General features: G+C 39.3%; 20 protein-coding genes. 7 read left to right on the forward strand and 13 right to left on the reverse strand.

The genetic code is table 11. The features are described 5' to 3' along the window. Window positions 1-8: 8 nt before the first annotated feature. Window positions 9-737, reverse strand: coding sequence for a response regulator transcription factor (locus IEW26_RS07390; protein ID WP_188591891.1), 729 nt, complete (start codon window positions 735-737; stop codon window positions 9-11). A gap of 353 nt (window positions 738-1,090) precedes the next feature. On the opposite strand from IEW26_RS07390, the gene IEW26_RS07395 reads away from it, so the two are divergent. Next, the gene (locus IEW26_RS07395; protein WP_188592378.1) at window positions 1,091-1,729 is read left to right on the forward strand and encodes a LysE family translocator; all 639 of its coding nucleotides are present in this window, start codon (window positions 1,091-1,093) and stop codon (window positions 1,727-1,729) included. Between the two features lie 249 nt (window positions 1,730-1,978). On the opposite strand, the gene IEW26_RS07400 is transcribed toward IEW26_RS07395, so the two are convergent. The 12 genes from IEW26_RS07400 to IEW26_RS07455 all read right to left on the reverse strand — a co-directional run bounded on the left by IEW26_RS07400 (window position 1,979) and on the right by IEW26_RS07455 (window position 13,517). Further along, window positions 1,979-2,425: a protein-tyrosine phosphatase family protein gene (locus IEW26_RS07400; protein ID WP_188591892.1), complete on the reverse strand. Its 447-nt coding sequence runs from the start codon at window positions 2,423-2,425 to the stop codon at window positions 1,979-1,981. A gap of 1 nt (window position 2,426) precedes the next feature. After that, window positions 2,427-2,852 (reverse strand): arsenate reductase (thioredoxin), encoded by a 426-nt coding sequence (gene arsC / locus IEW26_RS07405; RefSeq protein WP_024634603.1) that lies wholly within the window; start codon window positions 2,850-2,852, stop codon window positions 2,427-2,429. A gap of 2 nt (window positions 2,853-2,854) precedes the next feature. Further along, window positions 2,855-4,291, reverse strand: coding sequence for an arsenic transporter (locus IEW26_RS07410; protein WP_188591893.1), 1,437 nt, complete (start codon window positions 4,289-4,291; stop codon window positions 2,855-2,857). Continuing rightward, window positions 4,288-4,617, reverse strand: a complete 330-nt coding sequence (locus IEW26_RS07415; protein ID WP_188591894.1) for an ArsR/SmtB family transcription factor — start codon at window positions 4,615-4,617, stop codon at window positions 4,288-4,290. The genes IEW26_RS07410 and IEW26_RS07415 overlap by 4 nt, the downstream gene beginning before the upstream one ends. Window positions 4,618-5,215: 598 nt before the next feature. Continuing rightward, the gene (locus IEW26_RS07420; protein ID WP_188591895.1) at window positions 5,216-6,082 is read right to left on the reverse strand and encodes a hypothetical protein; all 867 of its coding nucleotides are present in this window, start codon (window positions 6,080-6,082) and stop codon (window positions 5,216-5,218) included. 1 nt (window position 6,083) lies between these two features. Continuing rightward, window positions 6,084-7,550, reverse strand: coding sequence for a class I adenylate-forming enzyme family protein (locus IEW26_RS07425; protein ID WP_188591896.1), 1,467 nt, complete (start codon window positions 7,548-7,550; stop codon window positions 6,084-6,086). Continuing rightward, window positions 7,543-7,791 (reverse strand): acyl carrier protein, encoded by a 249-nt coding sequence (locus tag IEW26_RS07430; RefSeq protein ID WP_188591897.1) that lies wholly within the window; start codon window positions 7,789-7,791, stop codon window positions 7,543-7,545. Before IEW26_RS07430 ends, IEW26_RS07425 begins: the two co-directional genes overlap by 8 nt. Window positions 7,792-7,886: 95 nt before the next feature. Continuing rightward, a complete protein-coding gene (locus tag IEW26_RS30570; RefSeq protein WP_188591898.1) occupies window positions 7,887-9,248 on the reverse strand; it encodes a collagen-like repeat preface domain-containing protein in 1,362 nt (453 codons plus the stop codon). A gap of 590 nt (window positions 9,249-9,838) precedes the next feature. After that, window positions 9,839-11,155, reverse strand: coding sequence for a sensor histidine kinase (locus IEW26_RS07440; protein WP_188591899.1), 1,317 nt, complete (start codon window positions 11,153-11,155; stop codon window positions 9,839-9,841). 43 nt (window positions 11,156-11,198) lie between these two features. Further along, window positions 11,199-11,942 carry a LytR/AlgR family response regulator transcription factor gene (locus IEW26_RS07445; RefSeq protein ID WP_188591900.1) on the reverse strand — a complete coding sequence of 248 codons (744 nt, stop codon included), beginning with the start codon at window positions 11,940-11,942 and terminating at the stop codon, window positions 11,199-11,201. A 246-nt stretch (window positions 11,943-12,188) separates the two neighbouring features. Continuing rightward, window positions 12,189-13,094, reverse strand: coding sequence for a trigger factor (locus tag IEW26_RS07450; protein ID WP_229729721.1), 906 nt, complete (start codon window positions 13,092-13,094; stop codon window positions 12,189-12,191). Between the two features lie 108 nt (window positions 13,095-13,202). After that, window positions 13,203-13,517: a thioredoxin family protein gene (locus IEW26_RS07455; protein WP_188591902.1), complete on the reverse strand. Its 315-nt coding sequence runs from the start codon at window positions 13,515-13,517 to the stop codon at window positions 13,203-13,205. Between the two features lie 397 nt (window positions 13,518-13,914). Between IEW26_RS07455 and IEW26_RS07460 the strand changes: the two genes are divergently transcribed. From IEW26_RS07460 to IEW26_RS07485, 6 genes are all read left to right on the forward strand, one after another. Further along, a complete protein-coding gene (locus IEW26_RS07460; protein WP_229729722.1) occupies window positions 13,915-15,000 on the forward strand; it encodes a HAMP domain-containing sensor histidine kinase in 1,086 nt (361 codons plus the stop codon). Between the two features lie 102 nt (window positions 15,001-15,102). Continuing rightward, on the forward strand, window positions 15,103-15,597 hold the full coding sequence (locus IEW26_RS07465; protein ID WP_188591904.1) for a DedA family protein: 495 nt from the start codon (window positions 15,103-15,105) through the stop codon (window positions 15,595-15,597). 87 nt (window positions 15,598-15,684) lie between these two features. Next, window positions 15,685-16,263 (forward strand): class I SAM-dependent methyltransferase, encoded by a 579-nt coding sequence (locus tag IEW26_RS07470; RefSeq protein WP_229729723.1) that lies wholly within the window; start codon window positions 15,685-15,687, stop codon window positions 16,261-16,263. Window positions 16,264-16,303: 40 nt separating this feature from the next. Next, complete coding sequence (locus IEW26_RS07475) at window positions 16,304-16,999, forward strand: response regulator transcription factor (protein WP_188591906.1); 696 nt, start codon at window positions 16,304-16,306, stop codon at window positions 16,997-16,999. Next, the gene (locus IEW26_RS07480) at window positions 16,983-18,071 is read left to right on the forward strand and encodes a sensor histidine kinase (protein WP_373288438.1); all 1,089 of its coding nucleotides are present in this window, start codon (window positions 16,983-16,985) and stop codon (window positions 18,069-18,071) included. The genes IEW26_RS07475 and IEW26_RS07480 overlap by 17 nt, the downstream gene beginning before the upstream one ends. 42 nt (window positions 18,072-18,113) lie before the next feature. Continuing rightward, window positions 18,114-18,671: a class I SAM-dependent methyltransferase gene (locus IEW26_RS07485; protein WP_188591907.1), complete on the forward strand. Its 558-nt coding sequence runs from the start codon at window positions 18,114-18,116 to the stop codon at window positions 18,669-18,671. Window positions 18,672-18,778: the final 107 nt, after the last annotated feature.

An 18,778-nucleotide genomic window follows, 5' to 3' on the forward strand; every position in this document is an offset into this window, starting at 1 on the left:
GAGAACTATTAATGGGGCAAACGAAGAATATATCCGAACCCCCATAGGGTTTGAATGAGGTCTTCACGATTCGATACATACTCCGATAATTTGTCCCGTAATCTTTTGACATGGGTATCTACTGTTCGGTAATCCAGTTCTTCGTTTTTCTCCAGCTTCCAGACGATTCTTAACAAATCCTGTCTGGAGAAGGCGATCTCCGGATGAGTTGCCAGATGGTATAACAAATCAAATTCTTTTGGTGTCATATGAATTTCTTCATCTTTGACCAGAACTTTTCTAGAAGTGGGATTAATTAAAATGGATGAAATCATTACCTCACTGGCGGAATGATCGGGTATAACATGCCCGTAAAAACCGGTAAAACGTGCCATCATCGACTTGATCCGAAGCACAACTTCCCTGGGGCTGAAGGGTTTCATCACAAAGTCATCTGCTCCAGCCTTAAACGCCTCAATTCGGTCACTTTCTTCAGATTTTGCTGTCAGAAACATCACAGGAATGCTTGTGCTCAATCGCAGATAATTGCATATTTCAATACCCATAATGTCAGGAAGCATCCAATCAAGAATGATTAATGCATAAGAACCTTTATGAAGTTTGCTCAAAGCTTGCACACCAAGGGAGGCCTCTTCGATAATAAATTGTTCTTTTTCCAGATACATTTTAAGCAGCCTCCGGACCCTTTCATCATCATCCACGATCAATATTCTGTTTTTTTGCAGGGTCCCATTCATATGTCATACCTCCATCTAATCAAACTAAATAGCGTTCATTTACGTCCTGCTCCAGAGTAAAATGAGTTTATCGTAACCAGCATACCGTTAAATGATAAAAAAAAGCATGACTCTATAGAGCCATGCGTTCAAAAGATTATTATTCAATTGCAAACAATGTATGAACGATATGTAATATGGATTTTAGAATTTACCGAACATACTTATCTGAGAGAATAACAAAGTCCCTCCCAGTATTGTAGACCTGAACTAAGAATATCCATTCTAGAATTTAATATTGATATATGATTAATTTTAATGTAGATTTGACATTACATTTTTAAATGAATAATTTAGAAGCGAAAGGGATAGTCATGGAAATTTATCTTAAATACTTTTTAATTGGCCTTGCTATTGCAATGCCGGTTGGAGCAATTACAGTAGAAATGACGAAGCAAGGATTAAAAAATGGATTTGTTCATGGATGGGCTGTGGGTCTGGGCGGCATGACCATAGACTTGATGCTTATACTCGCATTGTACTTCGGTTTTGCGTCCGTCCTTGCGTTACCTTATATCCAAATCCCATTATGGATTGTAGGTGCCGGGTTTCTTGCCTACTTGGGCTATGATTCAATTAAAAATGCGGATAAAGATATTACGCCATCAAACGAGAGGGCTCAAAAATCATTTTTTAGTACATACCGAAATGGATTGTTCGTTGCAGTCTCACCTGGTAACTTGGTGTTTTGGATCTCTGTATTTGGTGCTGTTTTGTCACAATCGTATATTTCTTCCAATACAGGCAGCTTTGTTGTAGCAGCAAGCGGTGTGATGAGCGGAATATTACTTCATGATTTAGGCCTTTTATCCATTGTTTCAGTAACCAGAAAAGTGATGAGTCGTCGAATGATCCAATGGGTATCTGTTATCGCTGGTATGATGTTACTCGGTTTCTCACTATATTTTCTCTATGAATTTGTTGTGAGCATTATTCAATTATTTGAAAAATAAGCTTTCCTTAAGAAAAAGGGATTCGCCACTCTGCGAGTCCTTTTTTCTTAAAAAGCTCATTTATATAAAAAACTGAGAAAAATGATTCAAAGGTCAAGACGAAGATTAAATATATGCTTAATCGGCAATCGGACCATGTTCTTGTCCCCCGATAATTTTCATCCCCTGAAAAAGAAAAAAAGAAAATGACAGTCCAGAACGTGAAAATAAGGTGCTGAACTGTCAGGTTTGTTGAACTATCGTTTCCAGTTATAAACGATTAAATATTTTATTTAATAGTTCCTTTTGAATCGGTTTAATATTAATGATACTTCTAATGCCTTTTGCCTTCAGTTCAGCATCCTCTACTGTATTGGCTACCCCTAGCTCTAACAGAGTGCCAGCTGCAACAGTTCCCGTTCTACCCTTGCCTCCACCACAATGAAAGGCAACCTTCTTGTCGGCATTATATGCTCCAACAACCTCATGAATGGCTTGTTTAAAAAGCTCGGCTTCATGTTCTTTCGTATCGTCATCAAGCGGAATCTTCACCCAGTTCACATGATCTGTTGGATACGCACACTCTGTTGCTTCTTCTCGAAGATCCACCACGACTTCAATGCCTTCGTTCAGAACCATAGCCTCTACGTCGACAGCTCCGCCCATAAAAATTTGTTCAGCAATAAGTGCATGGTATTTCTTTTCGGCGTGATCCATTTTACTTACCTTCTTTCAAGAACTGCTCGATTCGAGCTTTAATGGAATCGCGGACCTCAGCGAATGTAGCTGTGATTTCTTCCTCTGTACCTGTCGCCTTGGCTGGATCATCGAAGCCCCAGTGCCATCTTTCAGCTTTGTCATTACGTACAACGGGACAATTATCGTTGGCATGACCACAAAGTGTGATGATGTAGTCTGCTTGTTTTAAAATCTCAGGATCAATTACATCTGATGTATGATTCGAAATATCGATTCCAGCTTCTTTCATCGTTTGAACAGCACGAGGATTTAAGCCATGCGCCTCTAATCCTGCACTTCTCACCTCATATTTGTCACTACCAAGTGCTTTTAAAAATCCATCGGCGATTTGGCTTCTGCAAGAGTTTCCTGTACATAAAAAGTAAACAAGTGGTTTGTTGTTCATGATTATTGATCTCCTTTATCTTTGGCTTGGCTTACTTGTACTTTCGCTTCGCCCATTTTTGAGTTAATTAACGTTTTTATAATCATAGCGATAACAACCAATGCTACTGTGATTACGGCAATCATTAACCAAACGTTTATGTTTGTTGAATGAATCAAGTGTAACCACAAATACAGTCCTGTTAACGTGATAAAGAGCGTTGGGATGGTGAGTACAATTCCAATTTTGAAATAACTTCCCCACGTGATTTTTACATCTTTGCGGGACAGTACATGTAGCCACAAAAGTGTGGCGAGCGATCCAATCGGTGTGATTTTTGGACCCAAGTCACTGCCGATAATATTGGCATAAATCTGCGATTCCCGAATGACACCTTGCGTGCTGGTTCCATCAATAGCAAGCGCATCAATCATCACTGTGGGCATATTGTTCATAACCGAAGACAATACTGCAGCTATAAAGCCCATACCAAGTGTGGAGATGTAGAGCCCCTGGTCAGCAATAGCTTGAATGACCTTACCAAGTTCATCCGTCAATCCTACATTTCGGAGTCCATAAACGACGACGTACATACCAATGGAGAAAATCACGACTGCCCATGGGGCCCCTTTAATGAGCTTCCAGGTTTGAATAGCGTGACTCTGCCTTGCAGCTAAGATAAACAAGATGGCTATAACCCCAGCGATAACAGAAACCGGAACTTGAATGAACTCGCTCAACAAGTACGCCACCAGTAGCACGGCTAAAATCACCCAAGATATGTTGAACAGTTTCTTGTCCTTGATCGCTTCAGCTGGCTTTTTGAGCTGACTGACTTCGTAGTTCCTTGGAATACTCTTTCTAAAGAACAAGAACAGGACCAGAAGACTTGCCAGTATTGAAAAGAAATTTGGAATAATCATACGACTTGCATATTCCACAAAGCCAATACCAAAGTAATCCGCAGAAACGATATTGACGAGGTTACTCACGACAAGTGGAAGTGAAGTTGTATCTGCAATGAAGCCGCTAGCGATGATAAAAGGTAAAATCATCTTTGGATCAAATTTGAGTGCTCGGACCATAGCAAGCACAATGGGCGTTAAAATCAGTGCGGCACCGTCATTTGCAAAGAACGCTGCAACACCAGCGCCAAGCAGCACAACATAAACGAACATCAGCTTACCATTACCTCGTGCGAGCCTTGCCATGTGTAGTGCAGCCCATTCAAAGAATCCAATTTCATCTAAAATCAGTGAAATTAAAATAATAGCTACAAAAGCAAGCGTGGCGTTCCATACGATTTCTGTAACCGTACCTACATCAGATAGACTGACGACACCAAAAAGAAGCGCAAGGACAGCTCCAGCTGACGCGGACCATCCAATATTAAGTCCCTTAGGTTGCCAAATCACAAAAGTCAGTGTAATCAAAAAGATTAATATCGCGATAATGGTCATGCTTCCTCCTGAGGACCACAGCAGTTATTCAATCCTGCTATTTTATCTTTCATGGATGGCAGATACGGATACACACACTGAACATATGCTTCTGCATCTGGATTAAGAGAGTAGTACACCCACTGCCCTTTTTTCTTTTCATTAAGGAGACCGGCTGCCTTTAGTTTTCGAAGATGCTGACTGGCGTTTGGTTGTGACATGCCAATAATGTCTGTGATATCACATACACAAAGTTCCTGTTCCTGAAGTAGCGCAATGATGGTCAAACGTGTTTTATCAGCTAATAACTTATACGCCTCAGCCATCTCCTGAATTGTTTGTTCCATATGTACACCCCCTGTGATTAGTCTTGTCAGCTTCATTTAATTAAATAAGCATATAATAATTCACTTATATAATCAATGATGAATATAAGTAGGTTTAGTGCACCAAAAAAGTCTGCAATAAAGATACATTTTAGTTTCCTCCTCATAATTAGTTGCTTATGTAAATCGTTGATCGTCAGGTAAGGGCGTTTTTTGGACCAAACCCAACGTTACTAGACTTTGAACCTGGCCGCTAAATGTCGTGTATCAATGGTTCACAAATTACTTGAATATGAGCATCAAACTAACCTGCCCGTCAGCTTAATGACACCGATAAAGAATCTATCATCATATGTGCCGTTTTCTTTACCTTTCCAATAATAAACGAGTTCTGTGCCTTTGGTCGGAAGAACCTATTTCATTTAAGCGAAGCCTTATTTCATAAATGTTTTTATCTAGCCAAGTGATCTCCATCATTATCTATTTAGGTAATCAATTAATCTGCAATGATACAATGATCTTGTCCCCCCGACATCTAACAATTGCAGACAACCATAAAAAAACCTTTTCTCAAAAGACATGAGAAAAGGGCCAATATAATATATGTTCTAGGTTGTTGTCATGAAGATGATAAAGGATGGTCATTCAGGATCTGCTGCGCCAAATGTAGCTCATCGTCAATAAGCTGCTCATACATTGTGCAGACCTGTTCAATTACAGTCTCGTAATCCGGGGCTAGCGACAGTTTATACAAACCATTTCTAAGACTAATCCAGCGAGAGTAATATTCTGGTTGATAAAACAGGTCATACCTGTCATGCTTGCCTATCCTTTGCAAATAATGAGCATATAAATATCTGTTGTTAAGCATAGCCTCGACATACTTGCCCAGAAGCTCTGCATCTTTTTGTTTCTGCCCCTTGCATTCGCGGATTTGAGTTGTGATTGTTTGCTCTTGAAGAACGCGGATCACCTCATGGATCTCCTGGTACATATTGCTGTTCAGATTGGAGGCTTCGCCTACAGACAAACGCCTAATGTCAAACGCATGTGCAACCAGTTCCTCGTAGCTGATGTTCAATGTGGCTGTATTATAGGTCGGGTCCATATACCTCAATGCGCTGCCTTGGTCTTTAGCAGCCAGAAAATAATGTGTGCCATGGAGCTTCTTATAAAAGGGATTGTCCGAAATATAAAAAGCATCCATCCCAACGATCATCCATTCTCCCACAGAGAAGGTGGACAGATGCCGTGCCGTTTCCTCGGCGGAGTTACAATGCAACTGCTCAATCTGCATACCGAGCTTATTCAAATCAGTCATCATACGTTCCGTGAGATACAAGCCGTTAACCGGAAAATATTTGAATTCTGTCTCCGACCATAGGGATGCCATAGCCTTATCGTACGCCACACCCAGTAGCCTGGCCCCATTCACCACACACCCCAAATAACAATTCAGTCCTTGAAAATAAAGCAAGCGCTCCATTTTATTTCTTCCTTTCGTTTTTACCAGAAGCCACCTTCTTGATATGATCTACAAATTGTATTCTATGGGGTGACTTGTAGTTCGCCAAATGAGAAGTTAAATAACGTTGAATGTCCTCCACCTGTACCTGAAAATGTGCTGGTATGATATCCGCGCAGATTATTTCATCTCCCAAATCCTCACTTTGACCATAAACAACACAATCCTTCACCAGGAGACTGTTTAATAGGCATGACTCAATCTCTTCAGGAAATACATTGTGTCCGCGAACGATAATAATATTTTTTTTACGTCCGCAAATATAAAGAAAACCATCCTCATCCAGGTATCCCATATCTCCCGTATACAAATATCCGTTTCGGATGATCTCGGAGGTTGCCTCCGGATTGTTATAATAACCAAGCATGACGTTCGGGCCTGAGACCACAATTTCACCTTCTGTATACGGTGCTTTCGTAATGCTCCCTGCGATATCTATAGCAATTTCCCCGCCAGTAATGGCTGTCCCTACAGAACCCGTTTTCTCGATTGCTGCGCTTGTATTCTTGGAGATTAACGGAGAAGCTTCTGTCATACCGTAGCCTTGAGCGAATGTTATCGTTGGAAAGGCCTTGCGAAGCACAAGAATCGTTTCTTGTGACACTTTGCTTCCCCCGAACCCAACTTTCTTCAAGGAACTGATGTCATACGGGATGCTGCGTTGAGCGGTTTGCTCCATCATCAGCAGCAATACTGTGCCACCTTCATAATGGGTTACTTGATACTCCTGCACTACCCGATAGAACATATTTAATGTGAAAGGCTCTGGCGTAATAATGATTGGAAAGCCATGAACCAGGCAAAGAGAGATCACCATCAGTCCATAGATACTGGTAAAAGGAGTAGCCACGATAAATCTTGCCTGATCACAACGCTTCAACTGCAGCTTATCCATGAAACCTGTCAGGGAAGCGATAATATTGTTTTCCGAAAGTGTAACAATTTTGGAGTCTCCTGTTGATCCGGAGGTACTAGAGAGAATCATCGGGTAATCCTTGCCTACCTCCACGGTGATGAGTTCAGTCTTGTTGTGTTTGTCCATTACACACTGATCTGCATAAACGATATGCACATCCTGCAGTAACTCGGCATTCGCGGTGTTTGTGTGTTGAAGTACAGTTCCAAGAGCAGTGCAAGTAACTATGACGTGGGTAGACGTTCGTTGTAGAAGATGAGTAATTTCAAACGAGGTTAATGTGGCATGCACAGGAACTACAGTTTTGCCACACATAAGAGCGGCGCATAGGGCTGCGATGTAATCGCTACTATTTGGAAGAAAGACCGCTACATGTTCAGCATCAAACATCAGCAATTCTCTTTGGATGGCTGCAGTCTTCTGTACCAACATGTCGTAGTCAACAGGCATATCATTTTCAATAATGGCCAAAGAAGTCCTTTTTGGAGGATTACATAACATGGCTCTAATCATGATCGTGACTGCACTCCTTCACTTTGAAATGGATCAGTTCAAGCAGGCGATCTACCTGTACACATTGCTCGATTTCCATAATGTCGAAGGTAATTGTGTATCTTCGCTCCAATTGAAGTAAGAATGCAACAAAACCTAAGGAATCCAGCCCCAGATCCATAAAAAAGTGACTATCTGGCACCACTGGAACTGGAATTCGTTTTGCCTTATTAATTGCTTCTAACACTTCGTCGTTCAGCATGCCACGTTACCGTCCTGTCTGAAGGATATAGTACGGTCTACGTTTGATTATAAGCCGGTATAAAACATAGACCGCAATTATACCTGAATTCATCATTAGTCCATATAAATGCCACCAAACACTGCAAACCGGCTGAATTGTGGTGTCGTTACCCCTACACCTTGCCAGCCAATAACAATACCAACTAATGTGCCTGCGGGAATGCTAATATTCAAACCCGTTAATTCTCCTTGTCTGATTGAATACTTTGGAATCGCCATGCCATCACCAATGTAAGGTTCAGTATACGTAAAAGTTCCCGGCAAAATGGTATAGATAATTTCATTAACTGCACTGCTCGGTGTAGCCGTCGCGAGACATGCAAATGGTGTCATTGTGGCACCGGCACTTATCGTATCGCTATATTTGCTGCCAATTGTGACATAAATACTCCGAACCGTTCCGTCATACGGCATGATAAATGATGTTCCATAATTGTTTTCAATATTTGTGTCATTAAATGTAATCGTTCCATTCGCCCAATCGCCCGGTGCAAGTAAAATATTATAGTTGGTGTTAGGGCCAAACCCAGAGAATATAACCGTTTCCGGGTTTCCTTGATCATCAGTAGTTATTGCGGTAGCTGCATCGTTTGTGCTGGCAAACGGAATAATCCCTGCTACTGTAGCCTGTGCACCAGTCGCTCCGGTTGCACCTGCCACTCCTGCACCCGTGGCACCAGTTGCTCCGGTTGCACCTGCTACCCCTGCACCTGTAGCACCAGTCGCTCCTGTAGGTCCAGTTGCTCCTGTGGAGCTAGAAAAGATTAGCGTATAATTTACAGACGCTCCCGGCACACCGGCAGGGTTGTTTGCATTAGCTACATATACATTGTTGTTGTACGTTACCATTTGTCCCTGGGCATATGCAGAAGCATTGCTCGGATCAAATTGCACAATATTGGTTAATAACTGTGCTGACTTACCTGGAGGACCTTGAGGACCTACTGGTCCTTGTGGTCCAACTAATCCAGATGTTACTTGATTCATTGCGGTGCTCAAAGAGATGGAGATGCATCGGATCTGAATAACCAAATCATCCTTTAGCTGCTTCTTAATATTGAATAACAGAGTTACTTCCAGTAAATAATCTAGGAGAATTTGTAGATTCACAGCAAGCATGAACAATGAAACCGGGATAACCTCCGATGAAGCAATAGTAAGCTCTAATGCAGATTGAAGCTCTGCCTTCACATTAGGCTTGAATGAGGATTGATTCACCAGCAACAGCATACTGCGCAGTTCCTTCTGTAAACTGGCAATATTCTCTGGCGTCGGATTAGCAAATCCTGCCGGGATGCTGACCGCCAATGCGCTCAAAATCACTTCATACTGCTCCAGTTCCCTCGCTGAAATTGATATGAATGGCGAAGCAAACCTGAAGCGAAACCCTCTTGAGAATTCAAAATCATCCGACATAAGCTGTATCAACCGCCTTCCGTTTAGATGCTAAATTCTATGAAGACAATCCTGGGTAATATAACTTTAATCGAAAGGTAATTATTGCGGGGGAAACTGATGCAGTGATTTATAAATACATTCACTTCAACAATAGCTAACGATTGCAAAAAAAATTTAAGCCACCGGTACCTGAAGAATAAAGCTTTGCGGTCGCTTCGTAAAAATGCTTTTTGATTGTCTGCTTGACGGGGCTATGAAAAGCCCTCCTGCTCTTCTGTCTATCTTTACATTTTCCCACCAGAACACCGGATCGCATGTTATGGGATGGAGGAATAAATGTGATTTACCATTATAAACGGTTCTTTCTAAAGAAACTAAGTAAGTATGTCACAAGGCGTATCTTTGTGCGAAAGACCTTTCAATTATATCTAAACTTCCCCCTTATCCCAAACTATTTTACCTGTTCAACGTAGTCACTGGAGCTTCTAGATCTGCTTGAAAAGCGACTTGTTTTTTTGGAAATTAGATACCACAATAGTGCTACACTGTTTGAACCAATTTAACTAAATATCCAAAATTGGTGCGTCCAACGCACAAACATTAAATCATTAAAATCGAAATGGAACCTTTACAATGAAATGAATCAGATCTTCTTCAAGTTCAAAATGTATTGTACCTTTATATTTATTAACAATTCGCTGTACTGTTGAAAGCCCTATCCCCTCGTGCGCCTCCTTGGTAGTAAATCCTGAATTAAAGATTCCTTTTAATTCTTCTATATCTCTGTCTAATTTATTTGAAACTTTAATGACATTGTTATTGTTGCGTTTTAATATCATGATGCCGATCCATCGCGAGTCATCATCATAATGGTCCACTTCATCTATAGCGTTCTGCAGTAAATTCCCAATTATTTTATTCGTTTCGTAAACGGAGCAGGGCATCTGTTCTAAATTATAATGGATCATAATATCCAATTTAATGTTTTTCATAACGGCGATTTCATTAAACGTGCTGAGCAACGCACTGACTGCGGGTTCACTTAGCGGTAGAACATCATTAACAACACTTACGTCATGGACCATCGTTAAAATATAATCCTTACATTCCTTATATTTATTGTTTTCTAACATCCCATAAACTGCTTGCAAATGAAAATTGAAGTCATGACGCTGAGAACGAATAATTTGCATGAAACCTAACAAATCACTTTGATATTGTTGGCTTGTCTCAGACTCAATCCGTTCCGATGTAAATGAGAAAATTCTACTCATGAATAGAAGGAAAATTAAAAATAGAATGAACGCAATCAATATAAGGCAAATTTGAAGCGATGGCGGAAACAAAATTAATCTTTCATTGAGGATAACTAACCACGCAATAAAAAGTAGCAGGACAACCATCATTATGATCGGATAGTAGCCAAATTTCGATTTATATTTTGTTGGGGGCAAGGGGCTCCATTCCATGTATTTAGATGAAAAGAATAGTCTTTTTAGAGTAACACTTATGGATACACTCAAATAGAGTAATGCTACGATTAGACGGATATACGGTTTATGGTGAATGGTGATCAATCCACTATAATGAACAATAATTTGATCAAGACCACTTATGAACATCAGTAACACACTCGCAAGCAGGAAACCATTTATGGTAACTGGATAAGAGAGCACCGCTGTTTTTTTAAAAGATACTACACTTGCCGTAAATATAGCTAAAATACCTAAGCATATAATAAACTCATCAATGTAATGGTGATAGAATTTTAGGATGGAACAAAACACGCTCACAATCAAAGCTACGTAGCTCAATTTAATTATGATTTTCTTTGCATATGTTCTTCTAATCCATACAAATCCAAAAAGAAGTGAGGCATAGACTGCTGCAAAATCAGCGAAGAAGTTTACTACAAAAATAGACACGTCCAACGCACTCCCCTCCACTCAGCAAGGTCTTTGGTTTCATCTAATGAAATTTAATTCCTTTTTTCGTCAGATACCTTTTCAATTCAATATGCTTATCTCTACTTAAGGGTAAGCCATCTTTGGCATTCTTTAGTCTGAGATTATACGATCTTTTGAAATCATCTATATAAATCCCTTCTATTTTGTCTAAAGGAATTAGAAACGACTGGTGGGAACGAAAGAAATTAAATTCACTAAAAATGGATTCTAATTTTTGTAGAGAATCACTTGAATGAATGACCTTTCCATCTTCAAAATGAATGAGAACTTTACGTCCTACTTTTTCTATAAACGTGATGTTATCCACAGTTATGATTTCCATCCCTCCATCTACATGGATGCCAATTTTTGATATAGCCTTTACCTTCTCGTTGCCTTTTATATTCCTGACCCTCGATAGCGCTTTTTCAAGTCGTATGACATGAACAGGCTTCACGAGGAAATCGATTGGACTAAAATCATATCCACTTAATGCAAATTCTACATTTCCGGTTAAGAAAATTAACAGCATTCCGGGGTATAAGGATTGGATGTGTTCAGCAAGTACAAAACCATGGGTATCCCCCATTTTGATATCAAGAAATACCAGATCCACATTGTGATTCTGTAAACACCTTATGGCTTCCAATGCATTTGTAGCTTCACCGACAACACTAACATCATTGAAAATCTCGAGAGATGCTCTTAGCGTATCCAAACATACTTGCTCATCATCTATTATGAGTACCTTTATATTTGTCTCCAACCAAATTCCCCCTAACATGCTGTAATTCATTAAAGTTCATCCATATGATATCCTATGCTAAATACCCAGCTCACCCGTAATCACGAATGACTTTCCTAACACATAAAGGAACTTATCGGCACTAACTGCAAGTAAAGCGAAAAGAATTTATGTTTGACCATAAATCCCTTTCGCTTATAGGTGAATCATAATGAACAAACACTTTAAGCACAACTAGCGCTTCCCAATCAAATTATAAGTTCTTCCTTATAGTAACTCTTTACAAAATTCATGGATTCGAACTTGAACCAATCCTCTGCACATCGCTAACATATAGTAATCATAAGGATTCTTTTCTTTCGCTTCCTCCAGAGTCTGGGCATGAACTCTCGAATCTTCTTTTACTTGTTTCTCATATTCCTCTTTTATTATTGAAATGAGAGGCTTGTCTTTGTCATAGTCGAACGCGATAAGCACATATTTTATTGTGGTATATAAGTCTTCTCTTATCTTCGTTTTTAACTCTTCTTCCGATTTTCTGAAATATCTCTCGGCCATCTCTTCTAATGTCATTTCCTCCTTGTTTGCAAGGTTCCTATACGCCTTCAAGGTCAAATCGTACAAATAGGATATGTCCTGTTCTGCAATATTAAATTTACTATTGTTCAGTACATAATCAATGGCATCTCGAGTAACCGCCATAAGTCTTTTCTCCCTTAAGTCTTCTTCCAATAGTGATTTCTTATACTCTTCAACAGTATTTACACCGTCTATGTTAAGGGATGAAATAATGTTATCAGTGAGTTCTGCCAAGCTTCTCCTTTTCACCGACTTTACTTCAACCACAACATCTTCTTGTTCTTTCCATTTCAAAGATCTTGTTTCTCCCTTTTCCATCCCGATCAACTGCTTCTCAACCTCAACATCAAAAAGGCCAAGCCCGATCGTTAACGTCAGATTATTTCTGTTTAACTCGTCTCGATCCCCTTTAATGTCCAACACAACGGAATCACCGTCTTCAATGATATCCACTTCCGTAGTCACTACATTCCTTTTAGCAATTTTATCTAACCGCTCATTCAATTCACTTTCAGTTAAAGGAACCCCGCGCATATCATCTGTAATATTAAATTGTCTATAATCGACTAATTCAATCAATGTAGAAGCCAACATCGAATCATTCCTTTACCTGTTTATAGTTGTTGTCTTTCCGTTCTGGCAAATTGTTATAAAAAAAGCCAAGGAGAAGTGAAATAGCCCATTCTCTTTAGCCAGTCTCTCTTAGTACATAATATTGCTAATGATTTCTTTAATTTGCGGCAAAGTCATACTTCCCACTTGGTCTTGAACCAATTTCCCGTCTTTATAGAAATGAACCATAGGCACCCCGCGAATATTGTGCTTCTCAGCCATGTCATGTTCCACGGTTGTATTTACCTTAATAATATCAAGGAAAGGCATTTCAAAAATAAGCTCATCTAAAACATCAGACAAGTATTCACAAGGTCCGCACTTTTCTCCGTAAAAATCAACAATAGTGAACCCCTCATTGATGATTTCTTCATACGTTGCAGCATTGTAATTCGTAATGGCCATACTTATTTTCCTCCCCTATTAAAAAATAGTTCTTCATGTCCATAATGCTAACATCATAATCACACCACGTCTATACACCTCGTTTATTCAGGTAGAAAACGTGCTTATTCTGTTCATTCAGAGGATGGATGAGTAAGAAAATATAACATATCATCCGAAAAAATCTAAAATTGAGCTCCTCCTCTATTGAAAATATGCTACATGCTCACTCGAAACAATAAATCATAGTGTGTCCTAAGTTTTCATTCATCGTACCAGAAAAGAGAGTAAAGAGGAGAGCTTAGAACGCAATCTTTAGAATTTCTTTAGATTTCTCACCAGAAGTTCTTTATAGGTTCTCTTTATGATGATGAATGAAGTCAGGTAAGTAAAAGCGCCGGTCATTGGAGTGATTGATTTGATTCATTTTTCATCATCATTATTTCGCAACAGTAATATTCGCACGAATATTTTGATTAGTGCGGCTATCAGTTTCTTGATTGGATTTTTCTCTACGTTCGTTTTCACATTCTCATTAGCCCTATTTGCATATCTGAGCGAAACCTTTGTCATTTATAAACACTTGCCTTATTTCATCCCGATTCTTTTTTTGATTGCTTTTATTCTGTCGTTCCTAGTTTTAACGCGTCATATTGTAAAAGATTTAATCGTGATTAATCACTCTGTACAAACCATCGCCAAAGGTGATCTCGGATACAGAATTCCAGATATGCACATAAGTGAATTCAAAAATCTTTCATCGAATCTCAACACCATACTGAATCATATTCACAACGAAACAAAGAAGCATAACCAGCTGGAGGACAGTCGCATTGATTTAATAAAAAAGGCAAGTGAAGAATTATATCTTCCATTGACTCACTTGATCAGCAATGTTGAGCGTTTAACGATCCATTCAGCCAAGGATTCACAACAATACTCAACCCTTCTACAGATCATTTATGACGACGCACTCCAGTTGAAAGAAATCATGGATGATTTGCTTGAATTGTCCCGACTTACTTTCACAGAAGACCGTTTCAACTTTGCAGATACAGACCTTTCCTTTTTTCTTGATGAGGTCATCTTCGGCTTGATTCCGCTAGCTGAGAAAAAAGGAGTCAAATTAAAAAAAGAATTGATCTTATTTCCGATCCATTCTCAGATTGATAAAAGCAAGATATCTGCAGCCATAACACACCTTCTTAAAATAACGATGAGTTATTCAAACAATAATGGGGTTGTTCGTTTCACAATGAACGTGTTGAAGAACAATATCATGATTGGTATTGAGCATCAAACGGAATCCATTGTCAGTCCTGCACATCAAAAAACATTATATAATGCTGTGCAAAAATCCCATCAAATTCAGTCTCAAAGAGCGCTCGCACTATCCATAGCTCGAACAATCATCGAAAAGCACGGAGGCTCTTTATCGTTAAGCCATATTAACAATAGCGTTTTTATAACGTTACCCTTGGATAGACAAGGCTCTACGCAATGAAGCAAATACAAACCTTTAGATTTTCTTTAGAAAGATGCTCATAAAATCCTTAGTTTTCATGAGTAATATGTAGACATCATCACGAGAGAGGAAGGGAAACGAATGGTCATCCATACAATTTTAGAATTTCTGCATCATTATGGTTATTTGTTTTTCTTCTTTGCCTTTTCGTTAGGTCCATTTGGGGTTCCCATTCCAAACGAAATCACTATTCTTACCGCGGCGATCTTAAGTCATAGCGGAGTAATAAATTCGTGGCTGACATATTTTTGTATCTTAATGGGATTGTTAACCGCAACGACACTTTTTTATTTGGCAGGTAAATTTTTTGGTCCGAGTTTAAAGAGAAAATTCCACACCAATAAACATTATAAAAAAGCGGAGAACATTTTAGACCGTAAAGGGAATAATGCTATCTGTGTTGGCATGTTTATTCCCGTCGTCCGATATTTTTTACCTTTATTGATCGGGCTAAGCGGTGTAAAGTACAGAAAATTTGCTGTGGTTTCATACTCCGTTGCAATCTTCTGGACAATGCTATTGTTTACAATCGGTACTTTTTTCGGCGAACGCCTGCTTTCTGTTCTTCCTTTTTAAGACAAGCTTCCTGCTTTACAAACCTGAGCCTATGGCTCATTAACTCAACAAGATTTAAATTCTTAACTTAAGATGGGGGTCATCAAGGTGAAAGTCAAAGAAAATATGTTTTTTTTACGCAGCTTTATGCAAAACCCAAAACACATAGGAAGTGTCATTCCTAGTTCCAGGTTCCTAGCTAAAAAAATGGTCAAACAAGCGCCCTGGCGTGAGGTGAAGGCTATTGCTGAACTCGGATCGGGAACCGGAGCAATTACAAGGCATATTAGCAATCATGTTACGGATTCAATGAGAGTGCTATTGTTTGAAATGAATGATACGATGAGAACAAGTCTGGAACAGGAATTCCCTCAGTATTCAAGTTATAAAAATGCAGCAAATCTGGTAGAATGCATGAAGCAACAACAGATCGAACAATTAGATTGTATATTCAGCGGTCTTCCCTTTTTCAACTTCGAATCTGAATTAAGAAAAACATTGGTGGATCAAATTGTACAGGCTTTGAAACCTGGAGGATTATTCATTGCTTTCCAATACTCGTTACAGATGAAGAAGATACTTTCTGAGCATTTTATTATTGAGACGATTCCTTTTGTTCCACTAAACATTCCTCCAGCTTTTGTATACGTATGTCGAAAAAAGGAAACGCTATTGAATCATTCATGATTTTGAAATTCTATTTTAGTGCACAAAAGGAGCCATCCCAATGAATACCGTTCTTGTTGTAGACGATGATCCTGAGATCAGAGATATCATCCACGTATATTTACGTAATGAAGGATACACAATCATCGAGGCTGCTAATGGAGAAGAAGCCTTGCATGCGTTCGAGCACCAAGCCTCCATCCAACTTGTGATCCTCGACGTCATGATGCCAAAGATGGACGGCATTCAGGCCTGCTTCAAAATCAGAGAGATCTCCGACGTCCCTATTATTATGTTATCAGCCAAAGAAGAAGACATTGATAAAATTACAGGGTTAACTACGGGTGCTGATGATTACATGACCAAACCCTTTAATCCGTTAGAACTTTTGGCCAGGGTAAGAGCCCAGCTCCGGCGCCAGACGTTACTGAACAAAAAAGAAGAAGTCAAAGACCTTATCATCATTAGAGATCTGATCATCGACAAGAGTAAACATTCCGTTAAGAAAAACGACAAAGAAATCGCATTAACCCCTTTGGAATTTTCTGTTTTAGAGTTGCTTTCCAGTCGACCTGGACAAGTTTTTAGCCCGGAGCACATTTATGAAACGGTTTGGAACGAGCCATATGGTTATTCAGATAATACCGTTATGGTTCATGTTCGGAATTTAAGAGAAAAAATCGAGGAAACACCTAGAAGCCCTCAGTACATTAAAACGGTTTGGGGAGTTGGGTATAAAATTGAAGCGACTATTTAAGAAACCCCAAAAAAGAATTCAAGTTAACCTCTTGCTTCGCGTTGTATTGAGCGCCATGCTTGCGGCTGGTATAAATAATCTTCTCATTTTTTTCATAACCAATATGAATGGGTGGGAGAATGAATGGATTCGAACTCTCTTCCCTTATTTCATTACACCCTTTTTTGTTCTGATATTCATCTTGACATTTTTACTGTCCACGAGACGTATTGTGAAAGATTTAATGTCCTTGGAACGTGGACTTCAGACCATAGCGGAGGGAAACCTAAGTTATCGTGTATCCATGAATCGCCAAGATGAACTCGGGCGAGTTGCTCATAATATTAATCAAATGACCGAACGTTTACAAAAGCAGATGCTGAAAGAGCGTGAGATCGAAAATTCCAAAATGGAAATGATTACGGGTATTTCACATGATCTCAGAACCCCTCTTACAAGCATCATCGGCTATATTGAGCTTTTGAGAACCAATACGTTTCAAAATCAGGAAGAATACGATCGATTTGTGAATAACACCTATAATAAAGCTATTCATCTGAAAAAATTACTCGATGACCTGTTTGAATATACGAAGTTAAATTCAGTGGATGCCACATTGGATTACAAACAAGTTGATTTATATCAACTCGTAGATCAATTATTATTTGATTTTGAGCCTATCGCTCAAGAGAACCATATACAACTCCAGAAAGATATCGGTGATTCTCCGATTATCATGAGTATAGACAGCAACAAGTTAGCCAGAGCTATCGATAACCTGCTAATGAATGCCTTGAAGTATTCGTTTAAACCCGGAATAATCTATGTTCGGATCAAAAAGGAGTTTCCAACGATTACATTAGAAATCGAGAATAACGGAACACCTCTCACGAGCGAACAAGAAAACAAACTTTTCGATCGCTTTTACAAAGTTGACCATTCCAGAAGTAGTGAGGGCATTCAGACCGGTTCTGGCTTGGGCCTTTCCATTTCCAAAAATATTGTGGAATTACACCACGGTACCATAGCATTAGATCATGTAGACACTCGGTTTACGTTTAAAATCACTTTGCCTATACACAAACCTGATTAAGATGCACTCACACCATCATGATGTTTTACGGAGGAGAAAGACTTGAAGTTCTACAATTACTTGCTTTTATTGCTTGGATTTTTGAGGAATCCGAAACGGGTTGGAAGTGTTATACCGAGTTCAAAATGGTTAGCGCAAAAGGTGGTTCACTCGGTGCCATGGAACGAGGTGAGTTCCATAGCCGAGCTTGGTTCAGGTACAGGGGCAATAACTCGATTAGTGCAACATCACATTGCTGATCCTACAAAAGTTTTTTTATTCGAACGGGATCCTGGTATGAGAAAACGCTTGAAATCGACGTACCCTCACTTCCAAGTCAGTTCAAACGCCTCATATTTATATAAAAAAATCACTCAGGAAGATCTCCAAAGCGTAGACTGTGTCATCTGTGGTTTGCCCTTTTTCAATTTTTCTAATGAGATGAGACAGCGAATATTGGACCAGATTCAGTTAGCCCTGAAACCCGGAGGCACACTTATTGTTTATCAGTTTTCTCTTCAAATGAAACGCACATTAAACCACTATTTTATCATCGAAGACGTCGCCTTTGTACCTTCCAATTTTCCTCCTGCATTTGTATACGTATGTCGCAAAAAATGATATCAATGAAATTCACTACCCGATATCAAACAAGGTTTGGAACCATCATTGATGATTTAAGGGAAATCAATTAAATGAGCAAAATGACAAACGACATGTTCTTTGCT

Origin of the sequence: Paenibacillus silvae, assembly GCF_014639235.1 — a bacterium.
GTDB lineage: Bacteria > Bacillota > Bacilli > Paenibacillales > Paenibacillaceae > Paenibacillus > Paenibacillus silvae.